Genomic DNA, 19,168 nt, shown 5'->3' on the forward strand with positions numbered 1-19,168 from the left:
GACGCCACACAAGTTGGCGCTGGACGCGTAAAATTTCTTTCAGGAAATCGGCGGAACTATCAGAATTCCGGAATAACGTCCGATCGATAAGCGCGCGGCGTTATCCCTCGCAGGCGCTTGAATGTGGCGGTGAAGTGACTCTGGCTCGAAAAGCCGCAATTCAATGCGATCTCGCTGAGCGCGATGTCGGTTTCATGCAGGAGGGTCTCCGCCCGCCGGACGCGTTCCTCGATGACATAGGCGTACGGTGCAAGGCCTGTCGTGGCCTTGAAGCGACGCGCAAAGGTATCCGCCGCAACACCGGCGACATGCGCCAACTCGCCAAGCGAAATGTCTCCGTCCAGATGGGCATCGATATAGTCGCGAACCCGCTTCACGACGGGGCTGCCAAGGGATCCGTGGCGGATGATCTTTACGGGTTCATCAAAGACAGAACGTATCCGCAAAGCTATAAGTGCAACCAGATGCTCCATATAGGCCGTATCGGGAACGTGGCCGCGGGATATCTCGCAACTCAGCGATTTCAGCAGCGCGTCCGTGACAAAGTCGCTCTTGTTTATCAGGACCGGCAGGTTCTTCAGGTGATCGCTGCCCGGAGGGATGGACCGGGGATCGATCCAGAGCGCCGAATAGGTGAGATCGACGTCGCGATACGCGCCGAGCCGTTCCGTGCCCGCGGGCACGAATGTCAGGGCGCCCGGTCCGTCCCGCCCTTGATACAGGCTCCCGTCGGAACGGATGTGCGTCTGGGATGTGCCACCTCGCTCCGTCAGAACGAACAGGTGATGCGGAGCGGTCCAGCGCATTTCCGCTTCCCGGCATGCCCAGCGGCGGCGATCGAAAATGATCGATGAGTTGGCCCACGAAGCTGTCAACGGCTTCGCCAGCCGCTCACCCGCAGTCCGGATCCGACCATTACCGAGAAGCGGTCTGAAAGACATGTGGAACGTCCTGTTTTCGCCAAACCGAAACCGCGCGGGCGCCAGAATGCGCCATCGCAGTTCGCCCCACCGCCCGCACGAATTCTCCAGCACCGATCCTGATTGCGCTATCAAACCATATTCAAAGTCTCGTGTAGTGCCCTCTCCGCGTCAAGACTGAGGTGTGACGCGGCAAACACGCACGTCATGCGCTCATTTTCTCAGTCGTTCGCAACGTCTTTCGCTCTGGAATCGTTATCCTTGACAAGGCTGCCTCACTGGACCCGAGACGGCTGCAACGGCGAGAGACGCGATGGCGAAGAGTATTTCCGTGCGGGACGAAGACGAGAACTCGAACCGCCTTTTTACGCCGCGCCGCTCGCGCACTTTGGCGATCCTAGTCGCCCTCCTCGCAGGATTGGTCGTGTGCACGTTCCTCACCGTACCGTTCCTGCCCGCCCTCACCTGGGCGCTCGTGTTGGCTGTGATGTTCCAGCCGCTGCATCGCCGGGTAAAAAGCCGCTTCCGCTATCCGGACGCAGCAGCCGCGGCGACCGTCGCCATCGCTGTCTTCGTCGTCGCCGTGCCGCTTACCTTCATGGCGGAGCGGTTGGTGAACGAGGCTGCCAAAGGCGCAAAGATCATCGAGGAGGCGCTGCGGTCCGGCACCTGGCGCGACGCGCTCGCCAATTATCCACGTCTCGCGCCGGCCGTCCTCTGGATCGAGACGCAGCTCGATCTGGCCGGGATCGCCGGAAGCGCCACCAGCTGGCTTACCAACTTCAGCGCCTCGTTCGTACGCGGTTCCGTTGCCCAGATCATCGATGCCGTCCTGACATTCTATTTCCTGTTCTATTTCCTGCGTGACGGCCGGCAAGTGCTGGCAGCGCTAAAGGAACATTCCCCGCTCAGCGAGCAGGAGATGAACCGGCTGTTCACGCGGGTACACGAAACGGTGCATGCCGTTGTCTTCGGCACTGTGGCCGTTGCTGCCGTGCAGGGCGCCATGGGCGGCCTGATGTTCTGGTTGCTCGGCTTACCGGCGCCGGTGGTATGGGGGCTCGCCATGGGCTTGCTCGCCGTCGTGCCGGTGCTCGGCGCTTTCATCGTCTGGCTACCGGCCGCACTATCGCTGGCGTTGAGCGGCGAATGGGGAAAGGCGTTGATACTCGCCGGTTGGGGCGCGGGGGTGGTCGCGACCATCGACAATCTTCTGTACCCCATCTTCGTGGGGGACCGCCTGAAGCTTCACACCCTCACGGCCTTCATGAGCATGATCGGCGGCATCATCGTCTTCGGGTCGGCAGGGCTGGTGATCGGGCCGGTGGCCTTCACCGTCACGCTGCTGCTTCTGGACATCTGGCGCCAACACAATACGGAGCCCAGGGCCTGAAGCGCTTTGCGGTCTATCAGTACACGTCCGATCGACGGAGGGCGGAAAAAGGGCCCGCCCGAAAAAAGCCGGCGGACCCTGAATCAGGTCTGTCAGATGCGGGACTAAATCGTCACTCTAGGAAAGGATCACCACGATCTCCAGAGACGACGGTTCGACAATGACGATCCTGCCGTCTGCCAGTACGAAGAACAGGTAACCCTCGTATTCGGGTACGATCTGTACGATCCGCGTCGGAACCGGTTGTAGCTTGACCTTGACAGTCTCCGGTACTGCCACGCCGACGGACACATCGAAGTCGACGTCGATCGGGTCGACGTTCTCTTCCTTGATGACCTGCGTGATTTCCGTCTTCTGCTCTACCGTCACGTCCACGTTTCCGGAAGAGCCGGAAGTCTGACCCTGCTCGGTCGAACGGGACTCTCCTTGAGCCGGTCGATCGGTTCCGCCTTGCGAAGGCTGCTGTTCCGAATCTTGCTGCTGGGTCTGCGCGTCCGACCCCTGCTCTTGCGTTTGCGTGCCGCCCTGATCCTGCTGTGTATCGGATTGGCCTTGCTGATCCTGTTGCTGATCGGTGGGCTGTTGCTGATCAGCTGGCTGTTGCTGCTGGTCCTGGCCGGTCTGCCCCTGCTGTGTTGCACCCCCCTGGGGGTCAGGCTGCTGGTCCGGCTGCGTGCCGCCTTGCGGACATTCCATGCCGGCCGGGCAGTCGGTGGATTGGCCGCTCGACTGGCCCTGCGCCGGCTGCTCCGTCTGCGATAAGACCGGGGTGGACGCTACCCCCAGGCTCAAGGCGATCGCACTCCTGATAAGGATACCCTTCATCGGATGTTCTCCATTCGAACGTCCCTTCCGGCAGCCAACCGCTGATTGGCAGGATTGTTCCCTATCAACCTACGTGGGCGGCGGAATTTTGGAGAGCGGGATGAGAAAAAATGTTTGCGGATTTCCGTCCGGAATTGCTGAAAAACAAGAAGCCAGAGCAATTTCGTGATCCGGAGAAAAGCGGGTGTGGTTCAGGCCGTGATTCCACCCGCCCCGGCCCCGCCGGAACGGACTGGCCCTTCAAACAATCCCAGATCGTCACGGGTGAAAGCCGCAAGCACCCATGCCGCTTGACCGGCCTGACCACGTGGCTGATAGGTCAGCCTGTCAGGGCTGTCGATTCGGCGCATCGCCTCCTGGTCTATCAAGCCGGATCTCGCCGCTTCGGCCGCCCGTTCGCGATCACCTTCGAACGCATCTTCAACCAGTTCGCGGGTCAGCATGATCCCCTTGCGAGGGCGATCACGGCCTTCGTCCCGGGTCAGCATGACCACGGCCACGGCGAGTTCCTGGGCCAGCTCCGGGTCGGCCAACACCTCGAAGATTGCCATCGGCTCCTCCATCAATCCCCGGCGCCACGCGCAAAGAAACGGTGCTGCCTAGCCGTCGTCCGGGATGTGTGAATCCACGCCCAGGGTCTGCAGATTGTTGCGAACCTCCAGTACCGCTGCGACAGCCTCCACGACGGCCTGAATCCGACGTGCACGTTCCAGGGTTTCGACAGCACCTTCAAGGGTGACGATGCCGTTTACGGCACGCACTTCGATGCCGTCGGCCTCCGTTTCATCGTTTTGGGTCAGCCGGTCCGTAATGACCGCTTCCAGTTCGTCGCTGTCGATGCGGTTCGTTGGAAGGGGGCGCCCGTTGTCGACGGGATTTTCCTCAAGTCCATCTGCACCGGCATCATCGACTATGAAGCCCTCACCGCGCTCTTCATCAAAATTTGCGCCGGTGGAGCCATAGCTTCCGTTTTCAGGACTGCGCGAGGTACTACCGCTACCGTCTGAATAGGGCCAGCCTTCACGAAGATCGCGCTCCTCATAGTCGCGATAATCCTCGTCGCGCGAGAGCGCCTTTTCTTTGTGGGGCACCTTCATTGGCGTCTCCTTTCAGTGAGGATCGGTTTGGGAAAGAGATCCCGCTCTAGCGGGATCTCCGTCCCGCTCGTCACCAATCCCAAGTCTGGCGGCCGTACCAGTCGTCTAGGTCACGCCGCACACGGTCCTTCTCGATTCCGTAGCGCTCTTGGATTTTACCTTCAAGTTGATCACGGTTCCCGGAGATCTGATCCAGATCATCATCGGTGAGCTTGCCCCACTGCTCCTTGATCCTCCCCTTGACCTGCTTCCAGTTACCTTCCACACGATTCCAGTCCATGAGTCGTCCTCCATGTTTGATTGTCTCGTAAGTGGAACTCGCGAGAACGAAATTGGTTCATCGTGATCGCAGATGCTTGTGCACTCCCGGAAGGAGCCGGCCTCCGGACGTGACGTTGCAGACACAAAGTTGTGTTACTCTGGGAACTCGACTTTCACGGCATCTCTGCTTCTATCATATGCAGCTGTTTCACATCTGGCGAAGGGGGCGGAAGGTGGTCCACGATCGGGATAAAAGGCGCAAGCGTCGCCGTCACGTCCTCCGGTTCTTTTCAGCGCTCGCTTTACCTGCCCTCCTGCTTGGCTCGGCGATCGCGGCGGCGGAATGGGCCACGCCGGATCCACCCGTGCGCGCGGACGCTCCAAAGGCGGGAAACCGCCGGTGAAATCTTCGTCGGAAAACCAGCCTGGAACATCTTTGCGACTCGTGTGTTGAGCGCTCCTGAGCAGGAGCGAATATGAAGGAGCACATCCAGCAGATCGTTTCGGCGCTGAAGCGCCGGCATGCGGTGCTGTTTGTCGGAGCGGGCGTGTCGATGAGTGTCGGCTTGCCCTCCTGGAAAACGCTGGTCGATCATATGCTGAGCGAGCTGCGGCTCGACGAGTCCGTCATGCGTGATCCCGACATTTCGTATCAGACGATTGCCGAATGCTATCGCCTGGAACATGGAAACATTGCCTCGCTTTGCGAATGGATGCGGCACAACTGGCGCATCTCGCCGGAGCGCATCAAACGATCGGAGTTACATCGGTTGATCGTCGAGCTCGACTTCCCGGTGATCTACACGACCAACTACGACAGCAATTTGGAAAGCGCCTACGACGTTTACGGCAAGCGCTACGCAAAGATCAGCCATGTGCGTGACATCGCCTCCGCGCCGGCCGGCGTCACGCGGATCATCAAGTATCATGGCGACTTCGACGATGACGACACGCTCATCCTGACCGAAACGGACTATTTCAACCGGCTGTCCTTCGAATCCCCGCTCGACGTCCGCTTTCGCAGCGACGCTCTGGAAGCAACTGTGCTGTTCGTCGGCTACAGCATGTCTGACCTGAACATCCGCCTGCTTCTCCACCGCATCTGGAGCACCTGGCAGAGATCAGGTCACGAAAAGGATCGGCCGGCCTCCTATGTCTTCATGTATCGGCCCAATCCGGTCCAGAAAGCGGTTCTCGGCAAATGGGGCGTGACCGTTCTCGCCGGCGAAGGCGACGATCCGCAGCAATCGCTTCTGGCCTTCACCCGAAGCCTCCGCACTGAACTCGGTGGTTAGATCGTTTCACTGGAAGTGCTTTGAACGAGCCGCCTTACGGTGCACTCAACCGAATATTGCCAGGGGGGCATCGACCAGCGGAAAGCCGCGGTGAATTTGGCGCTCGACAGCGAGGAATTAATTGGGCGTCTTGCGGGCGTGGGAAAGGCGCTGGTCGCGACATCTCGAACATGCGCCCATGGACCGCCTAAAGCGTGGCTTGCCGAAAGAGCGTGCCGCGCCAGATCCGCTCTGCTGGCGGTGCCCGCGCCGACAAGATGATAGAGACCGAAAACGAAATCCCGGCCGGACCGTGTCAGCTGTGCGGAAATGCCCAGGATCGCATCCGCAAGATCGAGCGCCGATGTCGGATTCCCCCACTGGTCCGCGACGACCGCGATCTCCTCGCGCTCCCCGGCGAGCCGCAGTATGGTCTTGATGAAATTCTTCCCGAAAGGACTATAGACCCAGCCCGTGCGCAGAATGACATGGCGGGGATTCGCCTCGGCAACGGCCAGTTCGCCGGCAAGCTTGGAGGCGCCATAGACACTGAACGGAGCCGGCATATCGTCCTCCGCGTAGCTTCCGTGTTTGCTCCCGTCGAAGACATAATCGGTCGAGACATGGAGAACCGGCGCCCCGAGGGAGGCAGCCGCTCCGGCGACCGCCTCGGCCCCGAACGCATTGACTGCAAAGGCCGTCTCCGGCTCGCCTTCGGCCTGATCGACAGCCGTAAAGGCCGCGGCGGACACGACGAGATCCGGCCGGTGCGGTTCGATCGCCGCCAGGATCGTTGGAGGGTCCGTCAGGTCCAGCTGCGGCCGCCCGATCAGGATGACTTCAGTTCCAGGCAGTCCGCGTGCCTGTTCGAGCAGGCTGCGGGCCAACTGACCTTTGCAACCTGTCACGACAATTCTCACGCCACGCTCCGATGCAGCCCGCCGATGCGGGATCCCGAATGGCGTTCACGTCGGATCGGCTCCCACCACCAGCGGTTTGCGAGGAACCAGTCGACCGTCTCGCTCAACCCCGCCTCGAAGCTCCGCTTCGGTCTCCAGCCGAGCTCACGCTCGACCTTCGAAGGATCGATCGCATAGCGCCGGTCGTGACCGGGACGGTCGGGGACAAGGGTGATGAGGTCCCTGTAGCTGCCGCCGCCCTTGCGCGGCAATTTCATGTCTATGAGATCGCAGATGCTCTCCATGACCGAGAGATTATTGCGCTCGGCACGGGCGCCGATATTATAGCTTTCCCCTGGTCTGCCCTGGCTTATGACCAGGTCCAGGGCAGCTGCGTGATCGTCCACATGGAGCCAATCGCGGACATTCGCTCCGGAGCCATAGAGCGGCAAAGGCTCTTCCTCTATGGCATTGATGATCGTCAGTGGGATCAGCTTTTCCGGGAAATGGAATGGGCCGTAATTGTTGGAGCAATTCGAGACGACCACCGGCAAGCCGTAGGTGCGATGCCAGGCGCGCGCAAAATGATCCGCCGCCGCCTTTGAAGCCGCGTAAGGCGACGAGGGCGCGTAACGGCTCTCCTCGGAGAAGATGCCCCGGTTGAACGGGAGGTCGCCGAAGACCTCGTCGGTCGAGACATGATGGAAGCGGAAACGCTCCTGCCCTTCGAGGCCGAGCCCGGACCAATAGGCGAGTGCCGCGTTAAGCAGCCGTACCGTGCCGAGGACGTTCGTCTCCATGAAAAGGTCGGGGCCTTCGATAGAACGGTCGACATGGCTCTCGGCAGCAAGATGCATGATCGCGTCCACGCGCTCCCGGCGCATGATCTGCAGCAGGACCTTTTCGTCGAGAATGTCGGCACGGTAGAAGGCATAGCGCGGGTCGCCTTCCACCGCTCGCAATGACGCAAGGCTGCCGGCATAGGTCAGTTTGTCAACATTGACCACGCGCTCCGCCCCGCATCGGATCAGATGCCGGCAGACCGCCGAACCAATGAAACCCGCGCCACCCGTTACCAAGACTCGCATGGCTTCTCCCCTCATGCGGTGAACTCGAATAAATTGGATTCGTTGAGTAATGCTGCGTTCCTGTCTTTCGCGGACAGTTGCAGGCGATCGGCAGCCACTGGCCAGCCTATTCCTATCGCAGGGTCATCGAAGCGGATCGACCGCTCGTGTTCCGCGCTGTAATGCTCGGTGACCTTGTAGAGAACTTCCGTCTCCGGCTCGAGCGTGACGAACCCGTGTGCGAAGCCGGCGGGCACCAGGATCTGGTTCCATCTCTCGGCCGAGAGTTCGAGACCGAGCCACTTTGCGAAGCTCGGCGAACCCTTGCGGATGTCGACAACGACGTCGAATACCCGGCCCCGCACGACGCGAACGAGCTTCGCCTGCGCCTTGGGCGGAAGTTGATAATGCAGCCCCCGAAGGGTACCTGCCAATGCCGAGTAGGAATGATTGTCCTGCACGAAGCTGAGCTCGACTCCTTGGGCGGCCAGGGTCTCCGCATTGAAGGTTTCCGAAAAGAAGCCCCGTTCGTCACCGAATTTCCGCGGCACGATCTCCAGCACGCCACCAAGGGACAACGGCCTCACTTCAAGCATCTGCCAGTTCCCTAATCCGCCTCTGGAGATAGAACGCATAATCATTCTTGCCGAGCAGGTTGGCACGCTCGAGCACCTGATCGGCCGAGACGTAACCGAGCTCGAAGGCGATCTCCTCGGGGCACATGATCTTGACCCCCTGCCGATGCTCGATCGCGCGCACGAAGGAAGCGGCATCGTGCAGGCTTTGGTGCGTGCCCGTGTCGAGCCATGCAAAACCCCGCCCAAGGCGGCATACGTGCAGGTCACCGCGCTCCAGATAGGCGCGGTTTACGTCAGTGATTTCCAACTCGCCGCGCGCTGAAGGTTTGATTGAAGAAGCTATCTCAACGACGCTGTTTTCATAGAAATAAAGGCCTGTCACGGCCCAGCTCGATCGTGCCCGCGCGGGCTTTTCCTCGATCGTCTCCGCCCGCCCCGTATTGCCATCGAAGCTTACGACGCCGTAGCGCTCGGGGTCATCGACGCGGTAGGCGAAGATCGTTGCACCGCTCGCCCGGGCCGTGGCCGCGCTGCACAGCTCGGGCAGGCCCGCGCCGTAGAAAATATTATCGCCGAGGATAAGGGCGACAGCGCTATCGCCGATAAAGTCCCGGCCGATCACGAAGGCCTCGGCAAGTCCATTCGGCTCCGGCTGCTCCGCATAGGAGATCGCGAGGCCGAACTGGCTCCCGTCGCCAAGGAGTTCTTCAAACAGCGGCCGGTCCCTGGGCATGGTGATCACCAGGATCTCGCGTATGCCCGCCAGCATCAGCGTACCGAGCGGGTAGTAGATCATCGGCTTGTCGTGTACGGGGAGCAATTGCTTCGAGACCGAAATCGTCACGGGGTAAAGCCGGGTTCCCCGGCCGCCTGCAAGGATGATGCCTCTCATGGGATTGCCTTCGCTCGCCGACATCATCGTGCTCGCGCTCCGGCAGACTCGAGCGGGCTGAGTGCGGTGGCCGCGTCCGGGCTGAGCTTGCCGCAGCGCCAGAGACTATAGGAAGGCTCGCTGTCCCAGTCGTAATAGTAGGCAGCCGTCAGCCGGCCTGCCTCGATAAATTCGCCGAAAGCAGCGCGCGTGGCGCCGATCGCCTTTCCTCGCGATCGATCATCCACGGGGCACGAGCGCGCCGTATTTGCGATCCCCCATTCGGTGACCCAGCAGGACCTGCCCGTGGCCGCCGGTTGGCAGAACTCAAGGAGGCTTCTGACGCGCGCGGCGATGGCAGGCGCCGCTTTCCTGCCGGGGTAGATGTGGATGCCATAGGCATCCACCAGGCTATCGATGCCACGCTCTTGAAGAAGCGCTACGAGTTGGTGGGGATCGAGCCTTTCCATCCCGCGCCTGTCGGCCTCAGCGGCACTCATATCCGAGAGGCCAGCGGAAATGACGGCTGCATCGCGGCTATGCGTGGTCCGGCGCACCTCCGATCGGGTGATCGCGACCGCCTGCACGTAATTGTCGAGGCCGCGCTCGAAGCCAGCCCGGTCCTGAAGTTCGCCGAGGCTGCGCGGGGTCCGGGTGCCCGGTTTGCGAAAAACGGCAAGGTCGCCGTTATATCCGGCGTAGTTGATCTCGTTCCCGGGCTCGATCGCTTCGAGACGAATTCCCAGGGCGTCGATACGCCGAAGCGCATCATGCAGTTCCCTGCGGTATCGCGCGAGATCAAGATCCGATAATCGATAGACATCCCAGATGCGGCCATGGCCCGTTCTCGGACCTGCGCTCTGCGGATAGTAGCTTTTGTTGCCCAGCTGGATTTCCAGAAGGATACGCAGGCCCAGCCGGTGAGCGATCGCCAGCGCCTCAATGCTCTCGTCGATCGGACGCGAAAGCGAAAGGCGGATATCAGTGGCGCCGCTCATGGCGATGTCCTTCAAAACCTTCTCCTGTTCGCTGCGGGGCAGCCAGGCGAGATTCATCCGGTTGATTCCGATACGAACCGCCGGCACTTCGCCGGCATGCGCCGGTGCCGTGAGTGCCAGCAACGCGGTAAGGAGAAGTGCTCCAGCCCTATGTTTCTGCGCAATTCCGGACGGAAAACCGCTGCGCACTTTTCCTGGAATTGCTCTAGAGCCCGACATGAGCCAGAGCATTTCGGAAGTTGGTCTCGCACGCCGAATACCGGTCGATGACCGCCTGCGAGTCGATTTTGGACAGAAAGCTCGAAAGATAGGCCTTCCTGTCCGCCTCCCGGTTCCAGATCGCCGCTTCCATGTAGGGGAATCCGATAAACTCCAGCATTTCCCGCATGCGGTCGTCGACCGCGATCATGAGCGAAGGAACGCCCGCCTGCATGCCGATGATGCAGCCGTGAAAGCGGCGGCCGAAGCAGAGATCCCGCGTGGAGACCCAGCTTCGCCACTGATTGGTATCGAAGAACACCAACAGCTCGTGCTTACGCTGCCACTTTTCCGAATGCTTGTAAGCGGTCTCGCCAGTAATGCGCCCGCTCGCGCGGTCGTAAACAGGCAGGTCGTCATCCACGGGAAGGGAAAGATTGTAGGCGACCACCTCGTCCTGGATGACATAGCTCGCAACGCTTTCCGGCTTCAGTAGTGCGTGGGCGTCGACGATCGTGTCGGCAACGCTTCCGAGATAGCCTCCGAAGGCGATCTTCTGCGACGAGGCGAGCTCCGGATTGGCCAGCGCGGTGAGCGAACGCTTCATCTCGACCGGCGCAAAGAAGAGCGAAGGGCAGCCCGTCGGCTTGACGAACTTCATACCCTGCTCCCGCAGGAACTCGGCGGTGAAGTAGCCGCGCGTGAGGAAGAAGCTCTCCTTTTTCTTCAGAACCTCAAGGAACTTGAGCGTGCCGGAAGGCAGGTTTTCCTTGAGCCCTTCCCTCCGCTGAATGCCGATCCCCATGATCACCACCGGCATGTTCAGCTTCTGAAATACCTCTGCTTCCAGATCGGCCGAATAGCCGGGACGCAGAAGGTTGGCCGAAGCGAACACGCAGATGTCGAATTCCTCATTTAGGCGCTCATAAACCTCATCGGAGTTCCGGCTATTGACGAGGTGCCAGAAAGGCAAATAGGTGACGTCGTGCCCGCGCAGGGCATGGGCCGCGCCCTCGCCGATCAGGTAGTTGCCGGTATTGGCGATCTTCTTGACCTGATCGATCAGTTCCTTCTTGGTTCTGACCTCATCGAAATAGGGCCTGTGGCGGACCTCGGCGCCGTTTACGCCCGAGACGGTTCGCTGCAGATAGGACGGGATACCCGTAAGCAAGATACGCATCGATACACCTGAGATTGGAGCCAGCACACGCTCATGAAAACTATTGACCTATTCCGATCTCTCTGAGCGCCGAGCGGAACGTGCGCTCGCGATCGGAATATCTGTCGACCAGTTCGGATGCGTTCAGTCCGGCCAAGTGGTCGGCGACGAATTCAGCCCGGTTATCCGCCTTGTCGACCTCGACGGCGTCGATCGCCGGCAGCCCGGTATAGCCGAGCATCTCGCGCATCCGGTCGTCTACTGCCACCATCAGGCTAGGCACGGCTGCCTGCATGGCGATAATCGAGCCGTGGAAGCGTCGGCCGAAATTGAAATCCATGGAAGAAGCCCAGGCGCGCCACTGGTTCGTGTCGAAGAAGGTACGGACGTCGAAGGGCGTCTTCAGCCGTTCCGTGCCCGGATAACTCAGCTCACCGAGCATCACTCCCGAGGCGGAATCGTACACCCGTCCATCGCCGTTCGCTTCCACGTTCATGTCGAAGTGAAGGAATTCGTCCTGAATAACGTATTGGGGACGCGAACCCTCCGGCGCCAGTGCCGCGGCATCGACGATGCAGTCGTGATTGGCACCTAGATAACCGGAAAAGATCGTCCGCGCCTTGCCCACCGGTACCTTTGGCAGCTTCTTCAGGGAGGCGCGCATATTGTGCGGCATCAGATAGATGGAAGGGCATCCGGTCGGCTGGACGTAGGAGAAACCCTGATCCTTGAGGAAGCCTGCCGTCTCGAAGCCACGCGTCAGGAAATAGTGCTCGCGCTCCTTAAGAACGTCGAGAAGCCGCTTCGTGCCTTCCGGAAGGCTGTTTTCCAGGTCCCGCCGGTTCTGCAGCCCGATGCCGAGCATGACGATCGGCATTTTGAGCTTGCCCAGCACTTCCGCCTCGGCATCCGCTGACAGGCCCTTTCGCAAAAGGTTCGCGCAGGTGAACACGCAGATGTCGAAATTGGCATTGAACTCCTCGAGGCCGACGCCGTTCTGGCTGCAATTGTAAAGGTGCCAAAACGGCACCTGCTTCGCATGCGGGGCAATCGCCCGCAGCGCCCCCTCGCCGATCAGATAATTGCCGGTATTGCTGATATTGCGAAGCTCCTGCAGGAACTCCTCCTTCGTTTCGGGCTGTTTCTGCCGCTCCGAATAGGAGACGGATAATCCCTGCGCGCCGTTGGCGAGGCGCGTGTAGTGACCAGGAATTCCCGTCACGAGGATCCGTGGACGCATGCAATCGACCCTTCTTTTCTTAAATCGGCGGGGCCTCAGCCCACAGCCGCTACTCCGGGATTGGATGCCTCGCGGCCACGTATGACCGTTGCGCGCGAAAGCGATGAATTATGCACAGAGCGATCGCACCAGCCGAGGAACTCGGAGAAGGACGATCCCCATGAACGGCGTGCCGCTGTTCTGAGGCAGCCTTCCATGAGGGGCGCCAGCCGCTCACGATTGAGGGCCACTTCCTCGATGGCCTTTGCCATATCCCGCACCACCTGTGGATCGGCCGCGGCCTCGATCAGAATGCCGTCCTCGCCGTCGGTGATGAGCTCGTCGACGGCACCAACCGCCGTCGCGATCGGTACGCAGCCGAGCTGCTGTGCCTCGGCAATCATCAAGGGAGCCCCCTCCCAGCGGGACGGCATCAGAAGGACATCCGCCCAACCGAGCGCCTTGATCAGATCCTTGCTGGCGAAGACCGGTGAGCGCACTTCGACGCCCAAGTCCCTCAGGCGATCCGTCCAGGATATCGTGGCATCCGCAAGGATCTCACCGCCAACCGCCCGGGCATCGAAAGGCACGCGCGACGCGCGCAGCTCGGCGATGGCCGCAGCCAGACGATCGATCCCCTTTTGCTGGTCGAGGCGGCCCATATAGAGCACCCGAAGCCGATCGTCCTTCCGTTCGATCCGTCTGACCGAAAGCACTTCAGACAGGACCTTGGGCGGCACGGAGAAGCTCGCGCCGTTGGGTACGGCAAAGATCTTTTCATGCGGCACGCCGAAACTGTGAAGATAAAGCTTGAGCTGTTCCGAGCAGGTCAGGAACGCATCATAGCAATGCTCGTGGGCGATCGCCGCAAAAGGCTGGCCGGCGGGTCTTTTGAAGGCGGTATTGTCGACCACATGAAGGTAGCAGGCTGTTCGGGTTCCTTCCGAGCGCAGGCGCGCGATAAGCGGATGCACCGCCATGACGTGATTGTTGATCACGAGATCGAAGCCTGAAAGCTGACCCTTGAGCGCGGCCCAATCGACGTCATGGCCTTCGGCAATGAAATCGTGCCCCAGGAACGAGCCGGAGCCGCCCCAGGCGGGGATACCCTGGTCCCAGAAGTGAATATAATCGAAGCTCTGGTCGGACTCGTCGATCACATCCATTCTGGATGTGCCGAGCACGAAAAGATGTGTCTCGTAGCCCGCAGCCTTCAGCTCGCGCGAAGCAGCGTATACGACCTTCTCGGCGCCACCGAAGGATGCATTGGGCACGAGCAGGGCCGCCGTTTTTCTGCCCCCCTCGCTATGGCCGAGCGGCAATATGGGCGAGCCTCCGACCTCCTGGCGAAGGGCTTTGTGAAGATCGGAATAGGGAACGAGCCGTGCCGGGCGCCAGGTCCAGCGTTTGCCGGCCGTGCGCCGCAGCGGGCTGGTCGCGATGGCGTTGACGCAGTTGATCATCACCTGCTGGGGTGTGATGAGCAAACGACGCGGCAGGCTTCTCGGGAAGGGAAAACGCACTTTCAAGATAGCCGATGTCGGCCAGACCTGCTGATTGCCGATGGAGGCGAACCAGTCCAGCGCCTTGTTTTGGATGACGTCGCGCACGAGCGATGTGGACAGAAAAATGAGGTCCGGCGAAGCGTTATGCTGGGCGCCGGCCTCAAGGAAAACCGGTTCGATCTTGCGCTGAGCCGCATCGTTGCCGAGCTGGACGAATACCACATTGGCCTTCTCGCTCAGGCGCTCCAGGTGGGAGAGCACGTTTGGCAGCATCCGGGAGCGCAGCAGCAGGTCGAGCGTGGCGCCGCTTCCGGCGATCAGGAAGGGCGGGAAATGCACGTTGTCCGGCTCACCGACGCTCGCCCAGAACGCCGGAATGATATCGTCGAGGCGAAGCCGCTTGGGTGCCTTTGTCGGGTCGGTAAAGTAAGAAATGGCGGCGTCTTCCGTCCGCGCAAAGAGATAACGCGGGCATTCCTCATGCTCGAAATCGACGAGCATGGGGCGCTGGAACAGCGCCCTGTGGCGCTTTCGGAGGAAGCTCACGGAGGCAGCGCGATCGCGGTTCGCCTCCTTGAACCGGCTCTCCGCCCTTAGCCGGTATTCGAAGGTCGTGTCGTGGCATGGTTCTCCGACGAAGCCGTGCTCGATGCAGGACAGCCAGAATTCCCAGTCCTCGAAACCGTTCTGCCTGTCGGCGTCGAAACGAACCCCCGCCCGAAACACATCGAGCGAGATCATGGAGCCGGTGTCGCAGATATTGTCCGTTATGCAGTGCAGGAGCCGCGAGTAGCGATTGCCGTAATGGGCGCGCCAGCTCACCGAGAAAGTGTCGATATTGGTGTAAATCCACCCGCAACCGCTTGTGCGCAGTTGCCTGTATAGGGTCTCGATGGTCCCGGGCAGCACGCGATTGTCGGCATCGAGGAAATAGACTGCTTCGGCTTCCGGCAGGTTCGCGAGAACGTATTCGATCGCACGGTTGCGCGCCCCGCCCGGCCCGGCATTGGCGCCGAAGAGAACATGGACCGCCGGATGGGCCGCCGCGTAGAGAAGCAGCTGATCGAAGGTCTCCTGTCGCGGATCCCCATCGACCGATACGACGACCGCTACACTGCATCCGGAGAGCTTCGAGGCGAGAACGGATTCGATCGCCTCCAGAACGAGGGCTGCATGGCCGTAGAGCGGCATCGCCACCACTATGAGGTCGGTATCTTCCCTATTGCCGGACATTGGACGCCCCTGCGGACTGCTTCACCAACCGGAAGCCGGAGACTTTGAGCCAGGAGAAATCGACCGTATCCGTCACGGCACGGCTCAGGATCATGAGGTCCATCGGCTCACGCACGGGCTTGTCCAGCTGGAAGTTGATGTTGATCGCCTGCGCGGCCGTAACCTCGCGCCAGCCGCTGAAGAAGGCCGAGGGCTTCGCAGCGCCCTTGCGTGCAAGTTCCGCCACTTCCGAGCGCGCGTTGGAGTTCGCCGGAGCGAGCAGGAAGCTCACGGCCGCGGGCGCGCCCTTCGGGTGATCGATTATCGCGCTCGCGGAGAAGGAGATGGTGCCGGGTTCCACGGCCCGGCCAATTGTGCCGGCGGATATCCCGCTCGGTAGCGGATGACAAACGACGGCGTTCTCGTGCTCGAGGAAGCGAACGGTCTGAAACTCCGGGACGACCGGGGTCACAGAAACATCGACGATCTGACTTAGCAGGTCGACCGCCAGACGATAGTCCTCGATGAAGTGACCCTCCAGCAACGCCGTCGGAGCGATCATGTTGGGCATTCGTGCCGGCTTCACGCCGGGCAGCCCCGTAAACACCCGGAATGCCAGCGGCCGAAGATCGAGATCAGGATGCGGTGTTTCCGATCGGGCCGTGTAGCGCTCGCTCGCAATCGGATAGCCGAGCGACAGCTCGACAGTCTCCGTCCCGGTCGTAGAAATCCTCAGGCGCAGCGTTCTCGCCGCGCCGCCGCAAGCGCGTGGGAGCGCAAAGAAATTCCAGTTTGCCGTTAGCTGCGCATAGGGGACGGTCCACTCGGCTACGCCCTCGCCGTTCTCGACATAGCCCAGCATGACGACCAGTTCGCCCCCGTCCCTCGGCACGGAATGGAGATGCAGCGCGAATCCCGCCACGCCATGGCTGGAGACAGGCAGCAACTGCTCGACACAGCCGGTGGACAGGAGTTGCCCGATGCCCTCGTCCTTTGGATCGGCATAGGGATCATGGGCGAAAATCTCCGCGACCGGCTCCCAATTGTGAGCTTGAAAGGCGTCCTCGAGTGCGCGGTAATTCTCGAGCAGCGTTTCCCGCTCGCGACGGAGAATCGCGAGCTCGGCGGTTACGGCCGAGGTGAAGCGGGAGAGCCGCCCTACTCCACCCTCGACCAGCGTCCGTATCAGCGAAAGACTCTCCGCCTTGACGGGCACGTCGATCCGTCGAAGCGGTATCTCGGGTATGGTGCCAAGCGCGTGGACAGATGCAAGCCCTTCGCGCAGATCGGTCTCGCCCTCATCGGAGAAGGCCAGCGCAATCAGGGGAAAGGCGTTCTGCAAGGGAAAGCGTGAAGCATCCGGATCGAGAAAATGGACCAGATGCTCGATGTCGCTCCCCTCGACGTTCTCCCGGTCAAGACCGGATGCCACAACCAGCCTTCGCTTCGTCGGCGATTGCCTCACGCTAGAAGACATCAACTCTTGCACGCAGCGACCCCAGAATATTTCGATTAAATTACAGATGAACTTTGGAACCGTAAATACTCACGGATCGGAACTTCATTTTCGGAAAACATATCCTCGGATTCCGCACTGCACAACAATAGATTCTTGGGGTTTTTACGGGTATTTATAATTCAACAATTGAAGTAATGTCTACGCAATCTGCGTTTCCTTCGCTAGTGCAGCATTCCGCCCGGCGAGATTGTCTACCAGCTTCAACTGGCGCGCGAGGCAATCGTCCAACCGAAACCTCTGCTCCACCGTTCTGCGCGCCGCGCGGCGCATTGCACTGACCCCCTCTGCACCCTTCAACACGTCCAGAATCGTTCCGGCCAGCGTGTCGGGGTCAAAGAACGGGACGAGAAGCCCGTTGCGGCCCGAGCGGATGACTTCCTGAACCGGCGCCGTATCCGATCCGATAACAAGTGCGCCGCAGGCCATTGCCTCAAGCACCGACCAGGAAAGCACGAAGGGATAGGTGAGGTAGAGATGCGCCGCGGAGATCTGAAAGAGTTGCCGCAACACCGAATGCGGCACGACGCCCGGGAAAATAAGTCTCTCACGCGGAACGTCCAGCGACGCAAGCAGATGATCCTTCCACGATCCCCCGCCGGGGGGCGGCGCGCCGTAGCTGACCCCGTCGCCGCCGACGAAGACGAACAGCGCGTCCGGATGCCGTCGGACGACCTTCGCCGCCGCCTCCAGTGCTTGCGGGAACCCGCGATAAGGTTCAAGGTCCCGCGCGACGAAAGTGACGACCGGATCGCCAGCCTTCAGGACACGCCCGTCCGGAAGCTTCAGCGAAGCTGCAGGATCGGGGCGAAAACGGCGCGTGTCTATGCCTTCGTGGCAAACGGCAATTCTTTGCTGCGCGTCACCTGGATAGAGGCTTCTCTGCCAGTTCGTGGGGCTGATGCCGCCATCCATCGCTTCGAGAGAAAGGAGCTGCGCCACATTGCGAAGGCGCAAGCGTTTCCGCGTCTCGGAATCGGGACGGTCGTCGGGCGCAAAGCCGACATCCGCTCCTTCAGCCCGATAGAAAAACTCGCAATAGCCCAGTGCCGGCACCCGCGGCAGGACATCCTTCACGAACATCATGCTGCCCCAACCTATATGGCCGAGAATGACGTCGGGAGCCTGCCCGAGGCGGCGCATGGCGTCGAATGTCTCCGCAACCCTGTGCCCGATGCGCACATGATGATCGGGAACCCCGAAGTGACGGGCAATATGCGGGTTCGGCTGCGGACCGGGCTCCGCCCGATGCCGGACGACCCGAACGGATGGTATCCGCTGATCCACGGTCTCCGTCACGAGGGTGACCTCGTTCCCCGCCTCGGCAAGGTGCCGCGCCAAGGCGGCGAACTGGCCGAATCCACGGCGGTGTACGAATGCTACATGCATGTTCTTAAACCAGCTATTGGTGAGAGATCGCCGCTACAGTGCACGCGCGTCCGATCGGACGCGCTGAGATCTGAGCAGCATTTTGCATGTCTCTGTCCCTTGGTCCGCTATGATCAAAGGACGAATGCGATGGAGGAGCCTCAGATCCCGTAACGCGCGGCATTGCCCCAGACCAGTTCGAGGCGGTGCAGGGTCTGGAAGGCGGTCTCGAGATTCCGCCGGTCCTGCTCTCCGTGGCTGAGGGCGCGTTCGTAGCCCTTCGCTGCCTCCCGCAGGCCAGCGCAGACCTGCCTGCCTTTCACCGACAGCCGTATGCGGGCCGACCGCTTGTCACGCTGCGATGCGATTCGATCGATGTAGTCGCCATCGGCAAGCTGTTTCAGGTAATAGGAAATGTTCGAACCCACATAGTGGCCTCGGTCCAAAAGCTCTCCCACCGAAAGCTCCGCGTCGCCGATGGCAAGAAGAACCATCGCCTGCGCCGGGCCGATGTCGTCGACCCCGAGCTTTGTCAACTCCGCCCGCAAGAGGCCGGAAAACCTGCGGCTTGCGCGCTCCATCACCCTGGCAAGCTCAAAATAGGTAACGAGCGAATTATCCCCGTCCTGGTCGGCTGCTAGGGTCTCGAGGCCTTTCCGCATTGTTTCATTCGCGGGAAGGACTGAAACAGTGTCTCCGAAGTCTGCGAACGGATAGAGCATCCTGTGGTTCATCCCTCTCTCCATAGAGAACGTACTTCATATTTCGGAAATTTACTTCAATATTTGAAGCAAATTCATGACACCCC

General features: G+C 60.8%; 18 protein-coding genes. 2 read left to right on the plus strand and 16 right to left on the minus strand.

Annotation, left to right across the window (positions count from 1 at the left end; genetic code table 11):
- Positions 1 to 59: 59 nt before the first annotated feature.
- A complete protein-coding gene (locus tag FB009_RS22865) occupies positions 60 to 941 on the minus strand; it encodes an AraC family transcriptional regulator (protein ID WP_018012856.1) in 882 nt (293 codons plus the stop codon).
- A gap of 292 nt (positions 942 to 1,233) precedes the next feature.
- On the opposite strand from FB009_RS22865, the gene FB009_RS22870 reads away from it, so the two are divergent.
- Complete coding sequence (locus tag FB009_RS22870) at positions 1,234 to 2,313, plus strand: AI-2E family transporter (RefSeq protein WP_018012857.1); 1,080 nt, start codon at positions 1,234 to 1,236, stop codon at positions 2,311 to 2,313.
- 117 nt (positions 2,314 to 2,430) lie between these two features.
- Here FB009_RS22870 and FB009_RS22875 read toward each other — a convergent pair whose 3' ends face one another.
- The 4 genes from FB009_RS22875 to FB009_RS22890 all read right to left on the minus strand — a co-directional run bounded on the left by FB009_RS22875 (position 2,431) and on the right by FB009_RS22890 (position 4,515).
- On the minus strand, positions 2,431 to 3,138 hold the full coding sequence (locus FB009_RS22875; protein ID WP_145161973.1) for a DUF1236 domain-containing protein: 708 nt from the start codon (positions 3,136 to 3,138) through the stop codon (positions 2,431 to 2,433).
- A 191-nt stretch (positions 3,139 to 3,329) separates the two neighbouring features.
- Complete coding sequence (locus FB009_RS22880; RefSeq protein WP_024311696.1) at positions 3,330 to 3,689, minus strand: hypothetical protein; 360 nt, start codon at positions 3,687 to 3,689, stop codon at positions 3,330 to 3,332.
- Positions 3,690 to 3,737: 48 nt separating this feature from the next.
- Positions 3,738 to 4,235, minus strand: coding sequence for a BON domain-containing protein (locus FB009_RS22885; RefSeq protein ID WP_145161976.1), 498 nt, complete (start codon positions 4,233 to 4,235; stop codon positions 3,738 to 3,740).
- A 70-nt stretch (positions 4,236 to 4,305) separates the two neighbouring features.
- Positions 4,306 to 4,515, minus strand: coding sequence for a CsbD family protein (locus FB009_RS22890; protein ID WP_012061657.1), 210 nt, complete (start codon positions 4,513 to 4,515; stop codon positions 4,306 to 4,308).
- Between the two features lie 457 nt (positions 4,516 to 4,972).
- Here FB009_RS22890 and FB009_RS22900 point away from each other — a divergent pair, with 457 nt between their 5' ends.
- A complete protein-coding gene (locus FB009_RS22900) occupies positions 4,973 to 5,791 on the plus strand; it encodes an SIR2 family NAD-dependent protein deacylase (RefSeq protein ID WP_012061655.1) in 819 nt (272 codons plus the stop codon).
- On the opposite strand, the gene rfbD is transcribed toward FB009_RS22900, so the two are convergent.
- From rfbD to FB009_RS22955, 11 genes are all read right to left on the minus strand, one after another.
- On the minus strand, positions 5,788 to 6,690 hold the full coding sequence (gene rfbD / locus FB009_RS22905; protein WP_024324820.1) for a dTDP-4-dehydrorhamnose reductase: 903 nt from the start codon (positions 6,688 to 6,690) through the stop codon (positions 5,788 to 5,790). The two genes, FB009_RS22900 and rfbD, sit on opposite strands and share 4 nt — an antisense overlap.
- Positions 6,687 to 7,757 (minus strand): dTDP-glucose 4,6-dehydratase, encoded by a 1,071-nt coding sequence (rfbB, locus tag FB009_RS22910; protein WP_012061653.1) that lies wholly within the window; start codon positions 7,755 to 7,757, stop codon positions 6,687 to 6,689. Before rfbB ends, rfbD begins: the two co-directional genes overlap by 4 nt.
- Positions 7,758 to 7,768: 11 nt before the next feature.
- Positions 7,769 to 8,332, minus strand: coding sequence for a dTDP-4-dehydrorhamnose 3,5-epimerase (gene rfbC / locus FB009_RS22915; protein WP_012061652.1), 564 nt, complete (start codon positions 8,330 to 8,332; stop codon positions 7,769 to 7,771).
- A complete protein-coding gene (gene rfbA / locus FB009_RS22920) occupies positions 8,325 to 9,206 on the minus strand; it encodes a glucose-1-phosphate thymidylyltransferase RfbA (protein ID WP_024311700.1) in 882 nt (293 codons plus the stop codon). Before rfbA ends, rfbC begins: the two co-directional genes overlap by 8 nt.
- 23 nt (positions 9,207 to 9,229) lie before the next feature.
- On the minus strand, positions 9,230 to 10,414 hold the full coding sequence (locus FB009_RS22925; protein ID WP_012061650.1) for a hypothetical protein: 1,185 nt from the start codon (positions 10,412 to 10,414) through the stop codon (positions 9,230 to 9,232).
- On the minus strand, positions 10,389 to 11,561 hold the full coding sequence (locus FB009_RS22930; protein WP_024311701.1) for a polysaccharide pyruvyl transferase family protein: 1,173 nt from the start codon (positions 11,559 to 11,561) through the stop codon (positions 10,389 to 10,391). Before FB009_RS22930 ends, FB009_RS22925 begins: the two co-directional genes overlap by 26 nt.
- A gap of 40 nt (positions 11,562 to 11,601) precedes the next feature.
- The gene (locus tag FB009_RS22935; protein ID WP_012061648.1) at positions 11,602 to 12,780 is read right to left on the minus strand and encodes a polysaccharide pyruvyl transferase family protein; all 1,179 of its coding nucleotides are present in this window, start codon (positions 12,778 to 12,780) and stop codon (positions 11,602 to 11,604) included.
- Between the two features lie 35 nt (positions 12,781 to 12,815).
- On the minus strand, positions 12,816 to 15,497 hold the full coding sequence (locus FB009_RS22940) for a glycosyltransferase (protein WP_145161979.1): 2,682 nt from the start codon (positions 15,495 to 15,497) through the stop codon (positions 12,816 to 12,818).
- Positions 15,484 to 16,953, minus strand: coding sequence for a DUF6212 domain-containing protein (locus tag FB009_RS22945; protein WP_024311702.1), 1,470 nt, complete (start codon positions 16,951 to 16,953; stop codon positions 15,484 to 15,486). Before FB009_RS22945 ends, FB009_RS22940 begins: the two co-directional genes overlap by 14 nt.
- A 180-nt stretch (positions 16,954 to 17,133) precedes the next feature.
- Entirely contained in the window at positions 17,134 to 18,381 is a 1,248-nt protein-coding gene (locus FB009_RS22950; RefSeq protein ID WP_102045105.1) for a glycosyltransferase family 4 protein, read from the minus strand.
- A 140-nt stretch (positions 18,382 to 18,521) separates the two neighbouring features.
- The gene (locus tag FB009_RS22955; protein WP_018012869.1) at positions 18,522 to 19,094 is read right to left on the minus strand and encodes a MarR family transcriptional regulator; all 573 of its coding nucleotides are present in this window, start codon (positions 19,092 to 19,094) and stop codon (positions 18,522 to 18,524) included.
- Positions 19,095 to 19,168: the final 74 nt, after the last annotated feature.

The sequence above is a fragment of the Sinorhizobium medicae genome, from assembly GCF_007827695.1.
Taxonomy (GTDB): Bacteria; Pseudomonadota; Alphaproteobacteria; order Rhizobiales; family Rhizobiaceae; genus Sinorhizobium; species Sinorhizobium medicae.